Here is a 19,346-nt window from a genome sequence, read left to right on the forward strand (position 1 = left end):
CATTGGGCATTGGGCATTGGGCATTGGGCATTGGGCATTGGGCATTGGGCATTGGGCATTGGGCATTGGGCATTGGGGATTGGGCATTGGGCATTGGGGATTGGGCATTGGGCATTGGGCATTAGTTAACAGTCAACAGTCAACAGTCATCTAAAATCCATCCAATTCTAAGGGAAAAATTACAGTAAAGGAAGAGCCAACTCCTACTTCAGAAACTAATTCGATTTTACCTTGCAAGAGGTTGACTAATCGAGCGACAATTGCTAGGCCTAAGCCGGTACTGTCAGGCATCAAAGAACCCAGGGAGTTGTCGGCCCGAAAAAATGGCATAAAAATCCGATCGCAGTCTTCTGAAGCAATGCCAATTCCTGTATCCGTGATGCAGATACTCCAATGTTTGTCTGACAATAATTCGGTTTTTATAGTAATAGTACCAGCTTGGGTGTAGCGAATGGCGTTGCTGACCAAGTTGGTGACAATTTGCTGCAAGCGCAAGTAATCTGTCATAACTTGATCGAGAACCGGATCGCACTCAACGGCGATATCTAAATTTTTGGCGTTAGCCAAAGGCTCGATTATTTCGACAACAGTGCCGATCGCCGATCGCACATTTGTCGCAGTTAGCTGCAATTTTATGCGTCCCGCCTCGTACCGCGAGATTTCGAGAGTATCGTTAATTAATCTAAGTAAGCGTCTGCCATTGTTGAGGACTTTATCAATATGTGCCAAATTGGGAGCAGAATCTTTAAGTTGAGAATTGTTTCTTTGGCGCAAAAACAATTCTGAGTAACCAATAATAGAAGTGAGTGGAGTTTTCAATTCGTGAGCTAAGTGAGATAGATTATCTTGACTGGCGCGAACTAAGCGAGTCAGCTCTTGATTTGTAAGTTGCAATTGGTTTTGCAACTCATGTAGTTCTTGGAATCTGGCCTGGGTATAGGTTTTGAAACAGTCAGCAATTACTTCGTCGAGGGCACTGTCAATTAAGCGGTAAGCTCGGCTGACTTCAGCGGCTGAGCCTTTTAGCAATTCTGGCTCTAAAGCATCGAAAATTACCTGCCGCAGCAAGCGGTATTCCCGTGCAATTTCTTGGGCATCGTAGCCTTGTTTTGCTCTGACAGTCCCGTGGTCTAAACTTTTTTCTATGAGTGTCCGAATGTCGCTTTCTTCTGATTGGGACAGCATAGTTACGATCGCTTCCAGTACAATGGGAAGGCTGTCGCGCACGGAAGTGTAGGTGAGTTGCTTGGCGGTTTCGATTTGCTCGTCGGCGCGAACAGCTTCGATCCAGTTTTGGACTATTATGTCAATTTTATCTTGTAGAGCTTGGCTAAAATCTATCATGGCCCTTAATATATAAATCAAATCAGCGATCGCATTTTATCTCTCTAGGTTAGTTTAATAATTAACTTTTTGAATTTTCTCTCAACTTTTGAGCTTCGCCGAGTACCAATAGCTACTTCTAAAGACCTATTGACAAAATTGAACACTCGTGCTAGCTTAAGTAAAATTGGCTTAAAAAGTCAAGCCTAATCAAGCGTCGCGCTATCAGACCAAGCGTGTGGCTGGAGCGGAGGAACCAATTTTCGGGGCGAATCTCTACAGAATTAAAAAGCAAAGTTATAAATTGCCAAATTTGAGTGTAATTTTGAATTTTGAAATCTAAGGAGAAGGACATCTCTCAGTCCTAGCCCGTCAGCTAACTTCGCAGGCATTGAGAAGAGACTGAAAAGCCAAATTTCTGAAAAAGATAGTTTGGCTTCGTCAGTGTCTCAGGTTGGTATTGTTCAAGATTATTGTACCTGCCCTGACTCTGAAGGAGATTGAAATGTTCATACAGCTTAATTTATCTGCGATCGCACTTGCAGGAGTTGCAACGTGGAAGCGTGTAAAACCCGTTGTCATCCGAGATGCTGTTTTGTTACCTGCTGCGGGTTTTTTGGGAATTATTGGCTTGTGGTGGATTGTTGCCAGCTTCAACAGCGATTTGATTCCCACTCCGTATCAGGCGTTAATAGCTAATTTAGATTACATATTCCATCCATTTTATCAGCGCGGGCCAGGAGATTTAGGCATTGGCTGGCTGCTGCTAGCGAGTTTGCGCCGAGTGTTGGTGGGATTTTTCCTGGGTGCTGCAGTTGCGATTCCCGTGGGATTTCTGATCGGGATGTCGAAACCGGCAATGATGGCGCTCAATCCGCTGATTCAAATCTTCAAACCGGTGTCGCCGCTAGCTTGGCTGCCCATAGCTCTATCGATTTTTAATTTAGCAGAGCCGTCGGCAATTTTTGTCATATTCATCACGTCTTTGTGGCCGACAATTATCAACACAGCTTTGGGAGTTTCTAGCGTTTCCCAGGATTATCTGGATGTGGCGCGAGTGTTGGAAATGCCGCGCTGGAGGCGGATTACCAAGATAATTTGGCCTGCGAGTTTGCCATACATTTTTACAGGTTTGCGGATTAGTTTGGGGATTGCTTGGCTGGTGATTGTGGCGGTGGAAATGCTGACAGGCGGTGTGGGAATTGGCTTTTTTGTGTGGGATGAGTGGAGCCGTTTGAATCTGAGCTCGGTATTTTTAGCGGTGTTTGTAATTGGCATAACTGGATTGTTGCTCGACGCTGCTGTTGACAAAGTTCAGGAATTGGTAACGCATAGATCGATCCAGAGTCATTAGTCATCAGTCATCAGTCATCCGTCATCCTCATCTCTTGACATTATCTGCGTTTATCTGTGTTTATCTGCCTTAAATCTGCGGTTGCTCTATCGATCGAAGATTTATGCAATTGCTCGTCTATTAGTCATTGCCAATCTAAAATCTAAAATGGTATGAGTGACAAGTTTTCCAATGAATGGAACCGCCGAGAGTTTTTGCAAGGAATGGGAGCGGCGGCGGCGGCGGGAATGGCTTTATCTGGTTGTGCAATTAGCGCGGATCGATCGGCAAAAGGACTCACAGAAGAAGCCTCAGCCGTAAAGCCGGTCGTCGATTCCGGAACCTTAGAAAAACCAAATTTAACCGTAGGATACGTGCCGGTTAACGATTGTGCACCATTTGCGATCGCCTGGAAAAAAGGCTTTTTCCGCAAATACGGTTTAAACGTCAAACTCAACCGCGAAGCAAGCTGGGCAACCTCCCGCGACGGCATAATCTTCGGCCGCCTCGACGCCTCCCCAGTCGTATCCGGCGCCGTCACAAACGCCCGAATTGGCGCCGAAGGAGCGCGGCACGCACCCCTGTGCGCGGCAATGACAATTCACCGCCACGGCAACGCCATGACGATGAACAAAGCTATGTGGGATTCCGGTTTGCGCCCGTGGCACGAATACAACGGCAATTTGGAAGAATTTGGCAAACAATTTCGAGCCTTTTTTGACAGTCAGCCAGCGGAAAACAGGGTTTGGGCAGTGGTTCTGAGTTCTGCGATTTACGAATACTTTGTCCGCTACATATCCGCGGCTGCCGGTGTCGATCCGTTGAAAGAATTTCGGGTAATTATTGTGCCGCCGCCGCAGATGGTAACTAATATCAGGATTGGCGCTATGCAGGCTTACATGGTGGCCGAACCTTGGAATACGCGGGCAATTCAAGGCAATTTGGGAGTGGGTTTTACCTTCGTGCAAGGCAAGGAAGTTTGGCTGGGACATCCCGATCGCCTTTTGGGAGTAATGGAATCATTCATTGACGAAAATCCGAAGACTTATTACTCGCTGGTTAAGGCAATGGTTGAAGCTTGTCAGTATTGCAGCAACCCGGAAAATCGCAGTGAAATATCGGCGCTGCTGACTGAGCGATCGTTTACGGGGGCGAAACCGAAACAAGGGGCGATCGACAAATTTACGCGACCGGCAATAGTTGGCGACTACAACTATGGAGGGTTTGACGGAAAAGACCGCACCGTACAATCGGAAGATGCAACTATTTTCTATGACATTCCTAAGAATTTGCCTCAAATACCGGGAAATCATTCAACATTTATGTGGCAGTCTCAGAGTATTTGGTTGATGACTCAAGCCGCTCGCTGGGGACAGATTAAAGAAGTGCCAAAAAATGCTGAGGAATTAGCTAAAAAAGCTTGGAAAACCGACCTTTACCGCCAGATTGTTGCCGAAATGGCGATCGGTTGTCCCCAGGAAGATTACAAAGTGGAACCTGCGGAAGCTTTCATTGATAAAAAGGCATTCGATCCGAGCGATCCGGTGGGTTATTTGAATAGTTTTGAAATTCGAGCCAACCGCCCTCAGTCTTTTTTTCAGTCTTAATGTTTGAGATGTTGCGCTTTTCCTAATGTCCCGCCAGGGAATGAATTCCCTGGCTAATAGAAGACAGTCGGTTGAAACCGACTGGCCAATTTTAGGATTTAGGGGATAGCCCGAAAATTCAATTAGCACTTTACTACTTTTGAGGAGAATACCATGAGTCAATACACTTCTACTTCTACCAGTACCAAAAGTTCCGTCAAGAGCGATCGTCTCTTTCTGGAAATAGAGAATTTGTTCAAGTCGTATAAAAATGCTGACGGCAGCGAATTTAGCGTTCTGGAAAATATCAATTTAAGTATTGGAGAAAACGAATATATTTCCGTAATCGGTCACTCTGGTTGCGGCAAATCAACGCTGCTAAAAATAGTCGCAGGTTTGGAAAAACAAAGTGCGGGAATGGTGACACTGGAAGGAAAAGAAATCCGCAAACCGGGAGCCGATCGCATGATGGTATTTCAACACTACGGATTGCTGCCTTGGCTGACGGTGCGGGAAAATATTCGGCTGGCAGTTGATGAAGTTTTGCGAAGTCTTAGCCGTTCCGAGAAGATTAGTCTTGTCAACGAACACCTAGCAATGGTAAACTTAACAGCAGCAGCCGACAAATATCCAGACGAAATTTCAGGAGGCATGAAACAGCGAGTTGGGATTGCGCGAGCTTTGGCGATTCGACCGAAAATGTTATTAATGGACGAACCGTTTGGAGCGCTGGATGCTCTGACTCGCGGCAAGTTGCAGAAACAGGTGCTGGATATCTGGGAAAATCACAGACAAGCTGCAATGATGATTACTCACGATGTGGATGAAGCTATCTATATGTCCGATCGCATTGTGCTGATGACAAACGGCCCGGCGGCGACAATAGGAGAGATTTTGTCAGTGCCGTTTGCGCACCCGCGCGATCGCCAGGAGTTGCGGGAATCGAAGGAGTATTACGAACTCCGCAACTATGCTTTGAATTTTCTCGATCGCTACTTTACCCAAGACGAATAACACCCGACGGATCGACATAACAATACACTTAAGAGAGGTCAAGCCTGTGAATCTCAAAACAATGTTAGCGCGTTTTGAAAGTGCATTGGGATACCAAAACTTAGCCGAAGAAATGGTGTTGCTGCCGGAGCCAAAATTACCAATTTCTAAGAAATCAAAATCTCCAAAAGAGTCAAAAACAATCAATTTTATTGTCGGTTACAACAGTTCTCCCCAAAGTCAAATAGCTCTGGATATTACCCTTTGGATGGCGCATCAAACTCGTTTAGTAACAACTGAAGAAGTCACAGTTCAAGTCGTCTACGTTATCGAGGAAGCGCCCAAAAGTTACGGCGAAGATACTTGCAAATTGGCTGTAAAAAATGCCTTGGCAGCCCAGAAAGTGTCGGATTTAGAGGAAACATTCGCCCTTAATTGTGCAGCGCCTGCGCTCGCTTTACCTCCAACCGAAATCCCATCAGTATCCCAGGAAAAAAGTTGGATCGATCCGCTGTATTTCCAAGCAATTTTTGGTCAAAATAATGAGTACGAGGTAGCAGATAAGTTGCTGTGGGAAGCGCGCTGTTTGGCTGAGGAATGGCGCGGTTTATTCAAAGCTCATTTGCGTATCGGGCGGGTTGCTACAGAACTGAGAAATGTGGTTGAATTAGAATCAGCAAATTTACTGTTTTTGGGCTGCAATTCTGGCAACCACCCGCTGGTTAGGGAACTAGGCAATAATTTTCCTTGCTGCGTGCTCGGGATTCCTGCGGCACTCAGCTATCAAATGGATTTTGTGCCTGAAGAAAGTTTGAACAAGTTACAGTTCGCTACAGCTATAACTACAGGTTAAACCTGTTCTGTCGTGAACCCGGAACCGAATTATGTAACCCACATTCCGCAGATATTCAGACAAATTTAATAATTTTAAATTTGGAGGCATGAAACCCTGAAATAAATACCTAGCAAAAATTTCAAGTTTTGCTAAAATTAGATAATAGAGTCAGCAACCAAGGTGTAAAAAATCATGAATCAGCCCCAAGACGAAATTAAAGTCCTCAATATAGACCATTTAGGAATAATAGCCGGAATTATCGATGAAATGGAACTGGTAGAAATAGTGAATCAACAAGTGGGCATCAAAGAAAAAGAGAGCCTAACTCCTGGACAAGTAATGAAAGCCATGATTTTGAATGGATTAGGGTTTTTGAGCGCCCCGTTATACTTATTTGAGCAGTTTTTTGTCGGGAAAGCAACAGAACATCTGATTGGAGAAGGAGTACTACCATCACATTTAAATGATGACCGATTAGCCAGAGGATTAGACAAATATTATGCAGTAGGCACAACACAACTATTTACAGCAATCGCCATAAAAGCCGCCGAAAAATTTCAAGTAAAAATGAATAGCATACATTTGGACGGAACTTCAATGTATGTACATGGGGAATACGCAAAGCCGTCAGAAAAAGAAGTCGATTCAGTCAAGATTGAACCAGAAGTGAAAAATTCAGAATCCGAGCCTGAATCAGAGATGAAAGCCATAGAACTCAAACATGGATATTCGAGGGATCATCGACCAGATCTGAAGCAATTTATTGTTGACATGATTTGCACAGGAGATGGAGACATACCATTATATCTCAAAATAGACTCGGGAAATATCGATGACAAAAGTGTGTTTGTAGAAAGATTAAAAGAATTCAAAAAATCCTGGACATTTGAAGGTATAAATGTAGCAGATAGTGCCTTATATACCAAAGATAATATCATCGCGATGAGAGAAATGAAATGGATAACTAGAGTTCCTTTAAGTATAAAATCAGCTCAGGAAAAAATCTTAAATATCGAAGACGACCAATGGACAAAGAGCGAAATATCAGGATATAAAATGGTCGAGAAAGAAAGTGATTATGGAGGAATAAAGCAAAGATGGTTAATCGTAGAAAGTGAAGCGAGGAAAAAATCAAGTATTAAACAAGTAAATAAGCAAGTAGAAAAACAAAAAGAAAAAGCATCAGCCGCTCTGGGCAAGCTATCCAAACAAACTTTTGCTTGTGAACCCGATGCTAAAATGGCAATAGAAAAATTATCAAATTCATTCAAATATCATAAAATTAACAATATTCAATATCAAAAAACAGCCGAATATGAGCAATTAGGTAGACCCAGTAAATTGGCAATGCCCACTCAAATCAATTATCGAGTAACAGGTGAATTAGAGACTAAATTAGAAGTAATTGAAGCTGAAAAGACTAGGGCAGGCAGATTTATTTTAGCAACAAATGTTATTGATAAAAATGAATTGAGTAATGACGACGTACTCAAAGAATACAAAGCGCAACAATCTACAGAAAGAGGATTTAGATTCCTGAAAGATCCGTTGTTTTTTACTTCAAGTGTCTTCGTAAAAAATCCTCAGAGAGTAGAAGCAATTGCCATGATAATGGGACTGTGTTTGTTGGTCTATACCCTAGCACAAAGAAAGCTAAGACAAGAATTAGAATCATCAGGAATTTCGGTCAAGAATCAGGTAAAAAAATTAACAAATAAACCGACTATGCGCTGGATATTTCAGGTATTTCAGGCAGTACATTTGATCGGGGTCAATGGACAAAAGCAAGTGAGCAATTTAACGGTAGAACATCGAAAAATCCTCTCTTGTTTAGGGACAGTCTGTCGTCAATATTATCTGATTATTTAATCGGGAGGATTTGACGTATTCAAATTGAGATACTTGTTGATAAAAATACATCCTTAGCCAAGATAATTATTATCTTGGTCGAAAAACCTATGGATTTATTGGAGTGTATTTTCTGATAAATTGAGCAAGTTATTGTCAGGGAAAAAGCCGGGATTTAATTTGAGATATTTTCTACTAATTTTCATAAAAAGTAGAAACTAAAGTTTAAAAAATTAGACTAAAAAAGTTGGATGGCTGGAATTTCTCAAAAATACCAGTAAGATGAATCACATCTGCGGAATGTGGGGTCTAACTCGTTCAACCAAGTGATATCAACCCGCACTCCGATCGGAGATTGCAGTGTGGTTTGCAGTCAGAGCGATCGCAAAAAAAATGGAAGAATTTGCTCTTCCATTTTTAAATAAAAACTCTTCGTCCTGACTGCAAACCACTTTTATTATTGGTAATTCACCGGACACGATCGAATTTTTGATTAAACCGCAGCTAACTCTGGAGTCGGGCGCTTGCTGTGGCGGATACCCTCGATCGCGCTTGCGTAATCCTTCGCCTTAAACACGGCAGAACCCGCGACGATCGCATTTGCGCCCGCTTCCAGAACCTGCCAAGTATTGTTCGTCTTCAAACCGCCATCTACCTCAATCCAAGGATCGAGGCCCTTGTCGTCGCACATTTTTCGCAACTGGCGAATTTTCGGCAGCACCGCCGGGATAAAACTTTGACCGCCAAAGCCCGGATTCACGCTCATAATCAGCACCAAATCGCAAAGTTCCAGCACGTACTCAATCAACTCCAGCGGCGTCGAAGGATTGAGAACCACACCAGCCTGCTTGCCCAATTCCCGAATTTGACCGAGGGTGCGGTGCAAATGAGGCGAAGCATTATGTTCGGCGTGAACCGAAATAATGTCAGCACCAGCCTTAGCAAAGTCCTCGACGTACTTCTCCGGCTCCACAATCATCAGGTGGACATCGATTATCTTGGTAGTAACGGGACGAATTGCTTCGACAATCATCGGCCCGATAGTAATATTAGGAACAAAGCGACCGTCCATCACATCTACGTGAATCCAGTCAGCCCCAGCTCGATCGACTGCCTGAATCTCTTCTCCGAGACGGCTAAAATCGGCTGATAATATGGATGGAGAAATAACGATCGGTTTTTGAGATTTGGTCATGGCTAAGTCTGTTCTCCTGTCTGCGGTGCTGTATCCAGTTTATCAAAATACGGCTCTCCGGGTATAAAAGTTGCTCGCGGGCGATCGCGGAATCTGGATCGCCGAAAAATTTTGCCTCTGACAGACAAGTTTGGCGATCGCACCAGCCCTGAAGAAAGGAATTTTGGTTTAGGATATTAATTTTCCCTCTAACAAATAACTTTTGTGCAAAATCTGACCTTCTGCAAATTTTGAGTAGCGAATGATGAAAAATACAGATCCCTTAGAAAATCCTGAACTCGATCGTGCAAGTCTGTTTGTATTAATGATCCCAGTCATCGGCTTTTTCCCCGCCCTGTGGACTCTTTACCGCCGTCAGGGCACTCCCGAACGCAAAGCCATCAGCCGCTTGGCAATTGCCCTTGCATTTAGCTGGCTTTTAGGACATATTCTTTTAGAAGCTGGAGCGATTTCTGCGGAATCTCCGACACTTCCCATGTTATTAATGAGTAGCCTGCTGACAACCAGCTATTTCATCGTTGCTCTGGGACTGATGGTTCGCCTCTGGAAGCGTCAACCGCTATGGTTGCCCGGAATTAGCCGCGTAGCCGAGCAAGTGGTTGGCAAACATTTATCATAATTTAGGGTTCTTTTGAACCCTTACCGTATTGATTGATTGCGTCTTCAGCTTGATACTACATATTGCCACGATCTTTTTTTATTTTTGTTGTGTGTGAGGAAGCCAGTGCCAGCTCAAAAAATTCCTAATCAAGACCCTATCCAACAATCAACTGCTCAACCTGCAACCAAAAAAGCTTCCCAGCCCCATCGAGGTCGCTGGCTGGGTTTTGGTTTTGGTTTGGCTGGAGTAGCCATGCTCTCAGCCACAGCCGGAGCGCTGCTAGCCGTCTCCCTTTCCACAACGCCGCTTCAGCAACAGAAGTTGAGCCCTGAAGAAGCGGCGGTGTTTTCTCAAGGCGACATGGCAAAGCTCAGCATGAAAATGCCGGAGCTGACTCGCCCAGTGAATATTTTAGTTTTAGGACTTAAAGTTCTGAGTTCAGACCTCGACGGCCATCCCGATAAAGAGCTGGGATACGAGGTCTGGCAAAACTCTTTCAAGGGGTTAACCGATACCATGCTGTTGGTGAGGTTTGACCCTCAAAATAAAAAGTTAAGCGTGCTTTCCATTCCGCGAGACACCCGCACCTATGTTGAAGGTAGGGGTGAAGTGAAAATCAACGAAGCTAATTACTACGGCGGCCCGGCTTCGTCAGCGAAGTCAGTTAGCGGACTCTTGGGCGGCGTGGGAATTGACCGCTATGTCACAGTCAATATTCAAGGCATCAAAAGTTTGGTAGATGCACTTGGTGGGATTACTATTAATGTCCCTAAAGACATGAAGTATACCGATGAAAGCCAGCATTTATATATAAATTTAAAGGCTGGCAAGCAGAAGCTCAACGGCGAACAAATCGTGCAATATTTGCTTTACCGGCACGACGATTTGGGCGATATCGGTCGAGTGCAGCGGCAACAATTGTTGATGCGGGCTTTTGTGGAACAGGAAGTTAATGTAGGTTTGCTGTCTCGCTTGCCGAAGATTTTATCGGTGATTCAGTCTCACATTGACACGAATTTGAGTATAGAAGAATTAGTGGCTTTGGCTGGTTTTGCTACTCAAACCGATCGCGCTAACGTGCAAATGTTGATGGTTCCCGGCCAGTTCAGCGATCCCAAGGACTACAAGGCTAGTTTTTGGTTGCCAGACCAATATGCCATCGAAACTATGGTGTCAGAACATTTTGACTTCGGTCAGAATAGTTGGACAATTGAGAATGCTGATGCGACTTTTCTGAAGGTGGCGATTCAAGATAGTACCGGAGATCCATCGGCTGTTGAAGATTTTGTCAATAGTCTGACTCAAGCCGGTTATCGGAATGTTCAGGTTTATAAGGATTGGCCCGAACCGCTGGACGTAACGACGATTGTAGCTCAAGACGGCAATATTAAAAGTGCTCGAGCCATTCGCCAGTCTTTGGGTTTTGGGGATGTGCTGGTTGAGAGTACCGGTTCTTTGCAGTCGGATGTGACAATCAGATTGGGCAAGGATTGGTTGGAGAAAAAGGCTCAGTCCGGCGGGGCGGCTAAGTCTTTTTAAACTGGATTATAACTGGGGTATTTGTAGGGACACAGCATTGCTGTGTCCTATTATTTTCTGTTGGTATGAGATGGAGGCGATCGCTTTTTTGCCGATTTACTGATACTATATTTTTTGGTAATGATGAATCACGATCGCCATACCGATACTTCCCTCCCCAATCACAAGTCAAACAATAATCAACAAGGGAAAGCTTAAGATATTTTATAAAGGCAGGGTTGATGAACAAGGGTGATAAAATAGACCGACAGCGGGAACATCAGGCAAATGAACGCACCTTTCTGGCATGGTTGCGAACTTCACTGGCTTTAATTGGTTTTGGGTTTGCGATCGCTCGGTTCAGTTTATTTCTGCGCCAATTTCAAGCTACAGTGACTCAGCAACAAGTTTCCTCCCCTCCCTTCTTCAACTCAGAAACTTTAGGGCTAAGTCTGGTCGTTTTTGGCATTGCGGTGATTGCCTTAGCAGCATGGCGTTACAATCGAGTTTTCTGGCAAATTGAGCGAGGTGATTATCGCCCAAATCGCGTGCTCGTTTGGATACTGACGGGAGTTGTGATGATTTTAGGAACGTTAAGCATTCCCTTGTTGCTATGGCGCGATCGCGGAAATATAGCTCCCACTTCAACTCCTAAAAATTCTCAATTCTAAGTTAACCCGATCGCTTAGCTAAATTGCCTCTTCCTTCATTCAGCTACCATATAAGCGTCCCCAATTGTTTTGATTTGTTCCAAACGCAATCGGTCAGTTACTCGAATTGAGGTGGTCTATCGTGCCAGTAAACTGGCTAAAATCGCAAGTTTGAGCTTTGTTGCGGCTTAAAAATTTTCAAGTTCCATTAATCTCGATCGCCCACAGGTAAACTCAGTATAAACCCTGTTTGACCGAGTATGGCAGCATCTAGTTTGATATCGCCACCGTGGGCCCGTGCAATTTCCCTTGCTAAACTTAGCCCCAATCCCGATCCTTCGATTTTTTGGATCTGTCTGGAGTCGCCGCGATGGAAGCGCTCAAAAATACGATCGCGCTCCCTCAAAGAAATATCTTGAGAGCTATTGACAATTTTGACAATTACTCTTTTTCCCTGACAGTTAGCCTGTAACCTGAGCCAACCCTTCGGTAAATTATATTTAATCGCATTACCAACCAGATTTTGCAAAACCTGCACCACCAAATCGCGATCTCCCTTAATATATAAATTAGGAGCAATTGCCATTTGCACATCTAAATGCGGTGCTAGCAGTTCCATATCTTCGGCAATTTCCGATAGCAAAGCCGACATATTCACCTCAACCAAATGTAAACCCATACGTCCGGCATCGGCGTGAGAGAGTAAGAGAAGTTTACGGGTTATTTCACTCAAACGGCGCACTTCATCCAATAAATTACTCAGGGTTTGCTGCACCTGGGAACCAGATTCAACTTGATGCAAAGCCCGTTCGAGTTGACCTTGCAAAATTGCCAGGGGAGTCTTTAATTCGTGGGCGGCATCTCCACTAAAACGAGAAGCTTGTTTAAAACTTCGCTCCAGACGTTCTAACATCTGATTGAACACAAAAATTAATTCTACAAACTCTATATCCGTTGCTCCGTCAGGGACGCGCCGATCGAGTCCTTGTACGGTGACATTGCGAATTGCGATCGTGAGTCGCCCAATGGGATACAGAATACTCCGCGATATCAACCACGCTCCACCTGCTACGAATAACAGCATTACGGGAATAGAAATTAGAAAGATATTGCCAATCGATGCCATTTCCCGATCGATCGCTTGTAAGTTAACAGCGATCGCTATTTGAGTCTGAGGAGAATGAATCGCGCCCACACGCCAAACGGCTTTCCTAGTACGCTGGGTTGCTAGTTTAGCTTTGAAAACTCGAGGAAAATTGGGTCGATCGAATTGAGGAGGTCGATCGCGCGGGGGTCTTCTTTCTATTGGTGAAAATGAATCGAGCCGATGGGGAGGTGGTGGATAGAGTGAATCTGGTGGATTGGGAGGTGGTGGATAGAGTGAATCTGGTGGAGGGGGAGGTTCTAATTGAAAAGGTATTCTGGCAGGATCGGGAGGCGGTTGGGGCAGCGATCGCCATAATGAATTAGCATCAAGTCCATCTTGCCACTTGCTCGATCGGTAGAGCAAATTACCATCTCTATCAGTCACCAGCAAAGCCGCGGTAGTTTCCCCATCATTCATGCCCAAAACTGAGGGCAAAGAATCACTATAAACATCCCATTGCGTCGATTGCGGGCGGGTAGATTGGATTAACTGATTCTTGATTTCAGCATCAAGACGTTTGACCTTAGCATCGTAAATCAACCACCACGAAACAATACTAAAGCCAATCAGAGCAACACTTGCCAGAACAGCAGATAATAGAGTAATCCGAAAGCGAAAAGATTGCAGTTTCACGATGGGGAATCAGGTTTGCGAAACCGATAGCCAACGCCCCGCACGCTCTCAACCCATCCTGTACCGCCGATCGGTTCAATTTTCTTGCGAATGCGTTGAATACATACATCTACCACATTCGTATTCGGATTAAAATCATAACCCCAGATATGTTCGAGGATTTGTGTGCGGGTGAGTACCCTACCCGGCGATCGCATCAGATATTCCAACAGATTAAACTCGCGGGTTGTAAGTTCTACCGCATGGCGATCGCAAGTAACTTCTCGCAAAATGCGATCGAGCTTAACTGGGCCAACGCTCAGAATATTTTGCCCGCCGCCCGAAGCCCGCCGCATCACAGCATAAATCCGAGCCACTAACTCCTCAACAAAAAACGGTTTAGCCAAATAGTCATCAGCACCGAGATGCAATCCTTCAATGCGATCGTCTAGTTCATTGCGAGCAGTTAATAAAATCACAGGTACGTTGCGTCCAGCCTTTCGCAGATGTTTGAGGATAGATAATCCATCTTTTCCCGGCAATACAATATCGAGGACGATCGCATCGTACTCATTATCCATCGCCCGATCGCAGCCATCATTGCCATTATCGCAATAATCCACCACAAAACCTTGTTCTTTCAAGCCGATACAAACAAAATTGGCGATTTTTTCTTCATCTTCAACGTATAGAACATTCATAGATTTAGATCGAGTTGGGCATTGGGCATTGGGCATTGGGCATTGGGCATTGGGCATAGTTTCTTTTTCGGTGGTGATTATACCGTCATCATTGATTGAACTAAATTACAAAACTGTAATCTATCCGCAGTGTTCCCGGTCATGTTTGGGGAGTTTGATGTAGCTATAAACATTTTTGGATTCGCGATCGTAACTCTGATGAAAATTGCTTCACTGCTAGCATTACCTGCTACAGCCTTGCTGCTGGGATTTAGCAGCTTGACTTTTCCCGATCGGACTACAGCTAGTTCTAACTCATATGTTGCACCATTTTCAAGAACGGGCAAGATGCCCGTTCCACAAGAAAATTTACTCTTTGTGGAACAGGCATCTTGCCTGTTGCCCTCAAGAACCGGCAAGATGCCCGTTCCACAAGAAAATTTACTCTTTGTGGAACAGGCATCTTGCCTGTTGCTGACAGAGGTGCAACATCTCAGTTCAAATACTGTAATAGCCCAGAGCCAGCCCGAACCCAGTCAAGAGCGCAGACATCCGCCCCGTATAGATTTTGCCGCTGCGGCCAAACAATTAGGAGTCACCGAAGCGGAGTTAATCGAAGCATTGGGGCTACCCGCCAAACCGCCGGAACCACCAACTGAAAATAATCGCCCGCCCAGCCCACCGCCCCCTCCTCGTTTAGATATTCCCGGTGCAGCGAAAAAGTTGGGAGTCACAGAAGCAGAGTTGATTAAAACTTTGGGCATTCCACCGCGCCCGCCGGGCGATCGTAACCTACCCCCAAATTCGGAAAAACCCTAATTTCTCTACATTACAAAACTGTAATAACAGCACAGGGATAAATGTCATTTTCAACCACCTTAATGATTGTAGAGACTAACTCAAAGGCCGATCGAGAATTCATTCCTTTAGCCTGAAAGTTACTTCAAACCTAGAAAAATAATCGAGGGAATCACATCATGCCACCACTATTTTATAATTCAAACAACGCACAAGGAAATCCTCCTCAAAACCAAGGTGCACCGGGCAATATTCCTCCCCAAAACCAGCAAGCACCGGGCAATGTTCCTCCTCAAAACCAGCCCGGACAACTTGCCAGTTCTGCTCTACCTCCCCAAAATCAAACTCCACCCCCTCCGCCAGCTAACAGTATTAGTACCACAGCAGGAAACGACAATATTACCGGAGATAGTTTAGATAACTTCATCCTCGGTAGTAGCGGCACAGATACCATAATTGGAGGATTAGGCACGGATACAATGAGCTATCTTTCCCTTACCAGCAGCATTAGCCTTGAGGCGAAAGGTATTGTAGATAAAGGCGCAGCAGGTACAGATACCCTGCAAAATATAGAACAAATAATTGCTCCTTTAGGACAGAGTAATACCATCGATGCTTCTACAGGTAGCGGCACAGCTTCTATTAATGTGGATTTGTCGCAGAATAGTTTGGCGGTTAACAATTTACCCGGTATCGGCACTCTGAATTTTACGGTAGAGAATTTCGTTAACGTCACAGGTACTCCGAATGTAGATGTGCTTACGGGAAACATCGAAAACAATTCTTTAGTAGGAGGAGATGGTAACGATACACTCTCAGGTTTGCGCGGCAATGATACCCTGATAGGAGTAAATCCATCAAGTGCTGCACCGGGAAGCAATGAAACCGACGTGCTGATTGGGGGTCGGGGGAGAGATGTTTTTGTGCTAGGTGATGCCACCAACACATACTATCAGGGAACAGGAGTTGCACTGATTCAGGATTTCCAACAAGGAATCGATCGCATTCAGCTACGTGGCAGCCTTTCCAACTACAATATTGTGGGTAACTCCATCAATTTGGCTGGTACATCTGACCAAATTGCTGTAATTCAAGGCAGCTTTACTCCTGATAGTTTCATATTCGTGTAATATCAATTCCGGTAGCATCGTCGGGTCTCAAATCCAGTCAACAGCCAACAATCTAATTCATCTGCGTTAATCTGTGTTAATCTGCCATCATCTGCGGTAAAAAAAAGAGAATTTGTTAACCGCAGATGACAAGGGATTGACGCAGATTAACGCAGATGAAAGGAGCAAAAGCACTAATTTTCTGCAAACGCCGATCGCCCTTTAATCCAATCGAGTAAAATAGGATTGACCAATTCCGGCGCTTCATCTTGGGGACAATGGCCCACTCCCTCCAAAGGAATAAACTTTTCCACAGCCGGAAACTTTGCCAATTCTCGGCCCAATGCGATCGGCTCCCAAGGGTCATCCGTACCCCACAAAATCAAAGCCGGACAGCTCAAACGCGGCAACAAATCCTCCGGTAGCGGGCCTTGAGAATAACTGATAAAAGCCACAAATACTTCGACTGCGCCGCTATCTTGGGCAGGTTTCAGCAGCATATTTACGAGTTCGTCGCTGACAGCTTCAGGACGGCGATATGCTTGTAAAAGCACTTTTTTTACTGTTTTTGGCGTTGCTAATTGTTTAAAAAATAATTGACTTATCCACTTGACATTTAAAACTTTTTGTGCAATTGGCGCTCCAAAACTGCGATACCAAGGCAATTCGGCGCGTTTGCGATCGTGCAGCAAGCGCAGGGAACAATTGAGTAAAATTACGCCAGAAGCAATATCGGGAAAATCAACAGCCGCTTGCATAATTGCCACGCAGCCGATCGAATTTCCCACCAAAAAAGCCGGCCCGCCCGCAACTTCCCGACAAAAATCAGCAATTAGCTGTCCCCAAGTTTCAAAAGTATAGTCAATCTCAAGTTTGGGCGCTGGTTTAGCAGAACCGCCAAAACCGATGAGGTCGATCGCGTAACACCGGCAATCAGCAGCCAGCGCCGGCAAATTCTTGCGCCAGTGGCCCCAAGACGCGCCAAAACCGTGGACAAACACCACCGCAGGCCCCTGCGAACCCGCAGTTTGGTAGCAAATCGGAAAGCCTTTCCACAGCCAAGTTTGGGGCGAAATAAGTGTTGACGAAGTGGGAGTAGAAGATGTCATGCGATTTTAGATTTTAGATTTTAGATTGGGCATGGGGCATGGGGCATAGGGCATGGGGCATTGTTAGCTGCTGACTGCTGACTAATGACTACTTTGCAGTTAGAGCCGATATTATGTCAGGATTAAAGATGCTGACTTCTTTGCCTTATTAAAATTTCCCTTATGCCACCGATCGTTTCCACTGCTGTCGTACCGTTTCTGGGGTCAGAAATTGTACCAGACTACGACACTGCCAAAGTAGTTATCTTACCAATTCCCTACGAGGCAACCACCACTTACCGCCGGGGGTGCGAAAACGGGCCGGCGAAACTTCTAGAAGCTTCTCATCAACTCGAGTGCTACGACGAAGAACTAGATTCCGAAGTTTGCTACGATGTCGGAATTTATACAAAAGAGCCGATCGCCGACACTCGCAACAGGCAACCGGTTTCATCCTCAGAAATGCTGCGAGTCACCCAAGCCGCAGTCCACCAGCTAGTTACCGAAAATAAATTTGTCATCTCCCTCGGAGGCGAACACAGCATCACTGCGGGCGTTGTCGAAGGTTATCGCCAAGCATACCCAAACGAACCTTTCACAGTCGTGCAAATTGACGCCCACGGCGACTTGCGGCACGAATACGAAGGTTCCATCCACAACCACGCCTGCGTGATGCGGCGTATTGTAGATATGGGCTTGCCGACACTGCAAATCGGGATTCGCGCTATCTGCAAAGAAGAAGCAGACTTGATTAAAGCAAAACAGCTAAACGTGATTCGAGCTCGCGAAATCGCTACTCAACCGGATTGGGCCGATCGGGCAATTGCCAGCATAACAACTAAGCGAGTATTTTTGACGATCGACTTAGACGGCATCGATCCAACATTAATGCCAGGGGTGGGCACACCCGAACCGGGCGGGTTAAATTGGTATTCCCTCACCGCATTTTTGCGCCGCATCTTCGAGTCCTACGAAGTAATCGGGTGTGACATTATGGAATTAGCACCTATTGTAGATTCTGTAGTCTCAGAATTTACGGCCGCCAAATTAGCATACAAACTTATTGGATATCAAGCTCTGGCTCAAGGTTGGCTAAAGCCAGACGAGGAATAAATCGGGAAGTACGAATCACAATAGGCTGTTGGTAAGGCTAGAATTAAGCTAAAGGCAAACAACAGCCAATTTTATTCGTGCTGACAGTTTCATCTTTCATGCTGGCAAATACTCCTCTTCACCTCCTGAAAACATGAGTTTACTAATCGATACAACGGGTACTCCCATTAACGGCTACGCTCCCGATTTTGAACTGCCGGGAGTGGACGAAGAAGTTCACCATTTAGCTCGATATTTAGAAAAATTTCGGGCGATCGCGGTGATATTTATGTGCAATCATTGCCCTTACGTGCAGTTGTATCTCAATCGTATGAAAGAACTTCAAGCAGAGTTTCAAGATCGAGATGTTACTTTAATCGGGATTAATGCTAATGATGCAAACCAGTATCCCGACGACAGTTTTGAGAACATGAAAATTTTTGCCGCCAACAATCAACTCAACTTCCCGTACATCCGAGATGTTGCTCAAGATGTGGCTGAAAGTTTTGGGGCTTCTAAAACGCCGGAGGTTTTTTTGTTAGACCAAGACGGCAAACTGCGCTATAAAGGTTTAATTGACGACAACGCTGACGATCCGGCGGCGGTGCAGGTTTCTTATCTGCGGAGTGCGATCGACCAATTGCTCAACAGTCAACCCGTTGAGCCTTCAACTACAGAGGCGATCGGCTGTTCCGTCAAATGGCGATCGTAGTCATTAGTCAGCAGTCATCAGTCATCAAAAAATTGGGTAGAAACCCCGTCCTTTTAGGACGGCTTTGTGTTACAATATAATTGGTCAACGACCCACCCGAGACGATGGATCAAACAGCCTATACGAGCGAAGTTCAGCTTGGTGCTGACGGCGAAGCAAAATCGGTAGACCGGGAAAAGAGGATAGGGCAATGGTAAACATCCCTAGAATCAAAAATACGAAGAAT

At 45.0% G+C, this 19,346-nt stretch carries 17 protein-coding genes and 1 riboswitch; of the genes, 12 read left to right on the forward strand and 5 right to left on the reverse strand.

Annotated elements, in window-relative coordinates:
- Positions 1-150: 150 nt before the first annotated feature.
- On the reverse strand, positions 151-1,344 hold the full coding sequence (locus QUB70_RS04005) for a sensor histidine kinase (RefSeq protein ID WP_332978483.1): 1,194 nt from the start codon (positions 1,342-1,344) through the stop codon (positions 151-153).
- A gap of 172 nt (positions 1,345-1,516) precedes the next feature.
- A riboswitch (cyclic di-AMP (ydaO/yuaA leader) is annotated at positions 1,517-1,729 on the forward strand.
- Between the two features lie 99 nt (positions 1,730-1,828).
- Between QUB70_RS04005 and ntrB the strand changes: the two genes are divergently transcribed.
- From ntrB to QUB70_RS04030, 5 genes are all read left to right on the forward strand, one after another.
- Positions 1,829-2,677: a nitrate ABC transporter permease gene (gene ntrB / locus QUB70_RS04010; RefSeq protein ID WP_332978484.1), complete on the forward strand. Its 849-nt coding sequence runs from the start codon at positions 1,829-1,831 to the stop codon at positions 2,675-2,677.
- Between the two features lie 152 nt (positions 2,678-2,829).
- Entirely contained in the window at positions 2,830-4,263 is a 1,434-nt protein-coding gene (locus QUB70_RS04015; RefSeq protein ID WP_332978485.1) for an ABC transporter substrate-binding protein, read from the forward strand.
- Between the two features lie 153 nt (positions 4,264-4,416).
- Positions 4,417-5,256 (forward strand): ABC transporter ATP-binding protein, encoded by an 840-nt coding sequence (locus tag QUB70_RS04020; RefSeq protein WP_332978486.1) that lies wholly within the window; start codon positions 4,417-4,419, stop codon positions 5,254-5,256.
- A 46-nt stretch (positions 5,257-5,302) separates the two neighbouring features.
- The gene (locus tag QUB70_RS04025) at positions 5,303-6,088 is read left to right on the forward strand and encodes a universal stress protein (protein WP_332978487.1); all 786 of its coding nucleotides are present in this window, start codon (positions 5,303-5,305) and stop codon (positions 6,086-6,088) included.
- Positions 6,089-6,262: 174 nt separating this feature from the next.
- The gene (locus QUB70_RS04030) at positions 6,263-7,939 is read left to right on the forward strand and encodes an IS1634 family transposase (RefSeq protein ID WP_332978488.1); all 1,677 of its coding nucleotides are present in this window, start codon (positions 6,263-6,265) and stop codon (positions 7,937-7,939) included.
- A gap of 472 nt (positions 7,940-8,411) precedes the next feature.
- On the opposite strand, the gene rpe is transcribed toward QUB70_RS04030, so the two are convergent.
- Positions 8,412-9,113, reverse strand: coding sequence for a ribulose-phosphate 3-epimerase (gene rpe, locus QUB70_RS04035; protein ID WP_265233680.1), 702 nt, complete (start codon positions 9,111-9,113; stop codon positions 8,412-8,414).
- Positions 9,114-9,357: 244 nt separating this feature from the next.
- Here rpe and QUB70_RS04040 point away from each other — a divergent pair, with 244 nt between their 5' ends.
- From QUB70_RS04040 to QUB70_RS04050, 3 genes are all read left to right on the forward strand, one after another.
- Complete coding sequence (locus tag QUB70_RS04040; protein WP_332978570.1) at positions 9,358-9,732, forward strand: hypothetical protein; 375 nt, start codon at positions 9,358-9,360, stop codon at positions 9,730-9,732.
- Between the two features lie 105 nt (positions 9,733-9,837).
- The gene (locus tag QUB70_RS04045) at positions 9,838-11,253 is read left to right on the forward strand and encodes an LCP family protein (protein ID WP_332978489.1); all 1,416 of its coding nucleotides are present in this window, start codon (positions 9,838-9,840) and stop codon (positions 11,251-11,253) included.
- A gap of 221 nt (positions 11,254-11,474) precedes the next feature.
- Positions 11,475-11,903: a YidH family protein gene (locus QUB70_RS04050; protein WP_332978490.1), complete on the forward strand. Its 429-nt coding sequence runs from the start codon at positions 11,475-11,477 to the stop codon at positions 11,901-11,903.
- 187 nt (positions 11,904-12,090) lie between these two features.
- Here the strand turns inward: QUB70_RS04050 and QUB70_RS04055 are convergent, their stop codons facing one another.
- Together QUB70_RS04055 and QUB70_RS04060 are read right to left on the reverse strand one after the other, a co-directional pair.
- Positions 12,091-13,662, reverse strand: a complete 1,572-nt coding sequence (locus tag QUB70_RS04055) for a sensor histidine kinase (protein ID WP_332978491.1) — start codon at positions 13,660-13,662, stop codon at positions 12,091-12,093.
- Positions 13,659-14,342 (reverse strand): response regulator transcription factor, encoded by a 684-nt coding sequence (locus QUB70_RS04060; protein WP_332978493.1) that lies wholly within the window; start codon positions 14,340-14,342, stop codon positions 13,659-13,661. Before QUB70_RS04060 ends, QUB70_RS04055 begins: the two co-directional genes overlap by 4 nt.
- A gap of 198 nt (positions 14,343-14,540) precedes the next feature.
- Here QUB70_RS04060 and QUB70_RS04065 point away from each other — a divergent pair, with 198 nt between their 5' ends.
- Positions 14,541-15,140 (forward strand): hypothetical protein, encoded by a 600-nt coding sequence (locus tag QUB70_RS04065; protein ID WP_332978494.1) that lies wholly within the window; start codon positions 14,541-14,543, stop codon positions 15,138-15,140.
- Between the two features lie 158 nt (positions 15,141-15,298).
- A complete protein-coding gene (locus tag QUB70_RS04070; RefSeq protein WP_332978495.1) occupies positions 15,299-16,249 on the forward strand; it encodes a calcium-binding protein in 951 nt (316 codons plus the stop codon).
- Positions 16,250-16,422: 173 nt separating this feature from the next.
- Here the strand turns inward: QUB70_RS04070 and QUB70_RS04075 are convergent, their stop codons facing one another.
- On the reverse strand, positions 16,423-17,337 hold the full coding sequence (locus QUB70_RS04075) for an alpha/beta fold hydrolase (protein ID WP_332978496.1): 915 nt from the start codon (positions 17,335-17,337) through the stop codon (positions 16,423-16,425).
- 162 nt (positions 17,338-17,499) lie between these two features.
- Here QUB70_RS04075 and speB point away from each other — a divergent pair, with 162 nt between their 5' ends.
- Entirely contained in the window at positions 17,500-18,429 is a 930-nt protein-coding gene (speB, locus tag QUB70_RS04080) for an agmatinase (RefSeq protein WP_332978497.1), read from the forward strand.
- Positions 18,430-18,562: 133 nt separating this feature from the next.
- Positions 18,563-19,120, forward strand: a complete 558-nt coding sequence (locus QUB70_RS04085) for a thioredoxin family protein (protein WP_332978498.1) — start codon at positions 18,563-18,565, stop codon at positions 19,118-19,120.
- Positions 19,121-19,346: the final 226 nt, after the last annotated feature.

Source organism: Microcoleus sp. A003_D6, assembly GCF_036702825.1.
Classification (GTDB): domain Bacteria; phylum Cyanobacteriota; class Cyanobacteriia; order Cyanobacteriales; family Microcoleaceae; genus Microcoleus.

Bases quoted from the DNA above. Each gene is read 5' to 3' on its own strand.
- speB (WP_332978497.1), top strand. From the start codon at position 17,500: ATGCCACCGATCGTTTCCACTGCTGTCGTACCGTTTCTGGGGTCAGAA.
- QUB70_RS04070 (WP_332978495.1), top strand. From the start codon at position 15,299: ATGCCACCACTATTTTATAATTCAAACAACGCACAAGGAAATCCTCCT.
- QUB70_RS04060 (WP_332978493.1), bottom strand. From the start codon at position 14,342: ATGAATGTTCTATACGTTGAAGATGAAGAAAAAATCGCCAATTTTGTT.
- QUB70_RS04065 (WP_332978494.1), top strand. From the start codon at position 14,541: ATGAAAATTGCTTCACTGCTAGCATTACCTGCTACAGCCTTGCTGCTG.
- ntrB (WP_332978484.1), top strand. From the start codon at position 1,829: ATGTTCATACAGCTTAATTTATCTGCGATCGCACTTGCAGGAGTTGCA.
- QUB70_RS04085 (WP_332978498.1), top strand. From the start codon at position 18,563: ATGAGTTTACTAATCGATACAACGGGTACTCCCATTAACGGCTACGCT.
- rpe (WP_265233680.1), bottom strand. From the start codon at position 9,113: ATGACCAAATCTCAAAAACCGATCGTTATTTCTCCATCCATATTATCA.
- QUB70_RS04015 (WP_332978485.1), top strand. From the start codon at position 2,830: ATGAGTGACAAGTTTTCCAATGAATGGAACCGCCGAGAGTTTTTGCAA.
- QUB70_RS04020 (WP_332978486.1), top strand. From the start codon at position 4,417: ATGAGTCAATACACTTCTACTTCTACCAGTACCAAAAGTTCCGTCAAG.
- QUB70_RS04075 (WP_332978496.1), bottom strand. From the start codon at position 17,337: ATGACATCTTCTACTCCCACTTCGTCAACACTTATTTCGCCCCAAACT.
- QUB70_RS04005 (WP_332978483.1), bottom strand. From the start codon at position 1,344: ATGATAGATTTTAGCCAAGCTCTACAAGATAAAATTGACATAATAGTC.
- QUB70_RS04050 (WP_332978490.1), top strand. From the start codon at position 11,475: ATGAACAAGGGTGATAAAATAGACCGACAGCGGGAACATCAGGCAAAT.
- QUB70_RS04040 (WP_332978570.1), top strand. From the start codon at position 9,358: ATGAAAAATACAGATCCCTTAGAAAATCCTGAACTCGATCGTGCAAGT.
- QUB70_RS04030 (WP_332978488.1), top strand. From the start codon at position 6,263: ATGAATCAGCCCCAAGACGAAATTAAAGTCCTCAATATAGACCATTTA.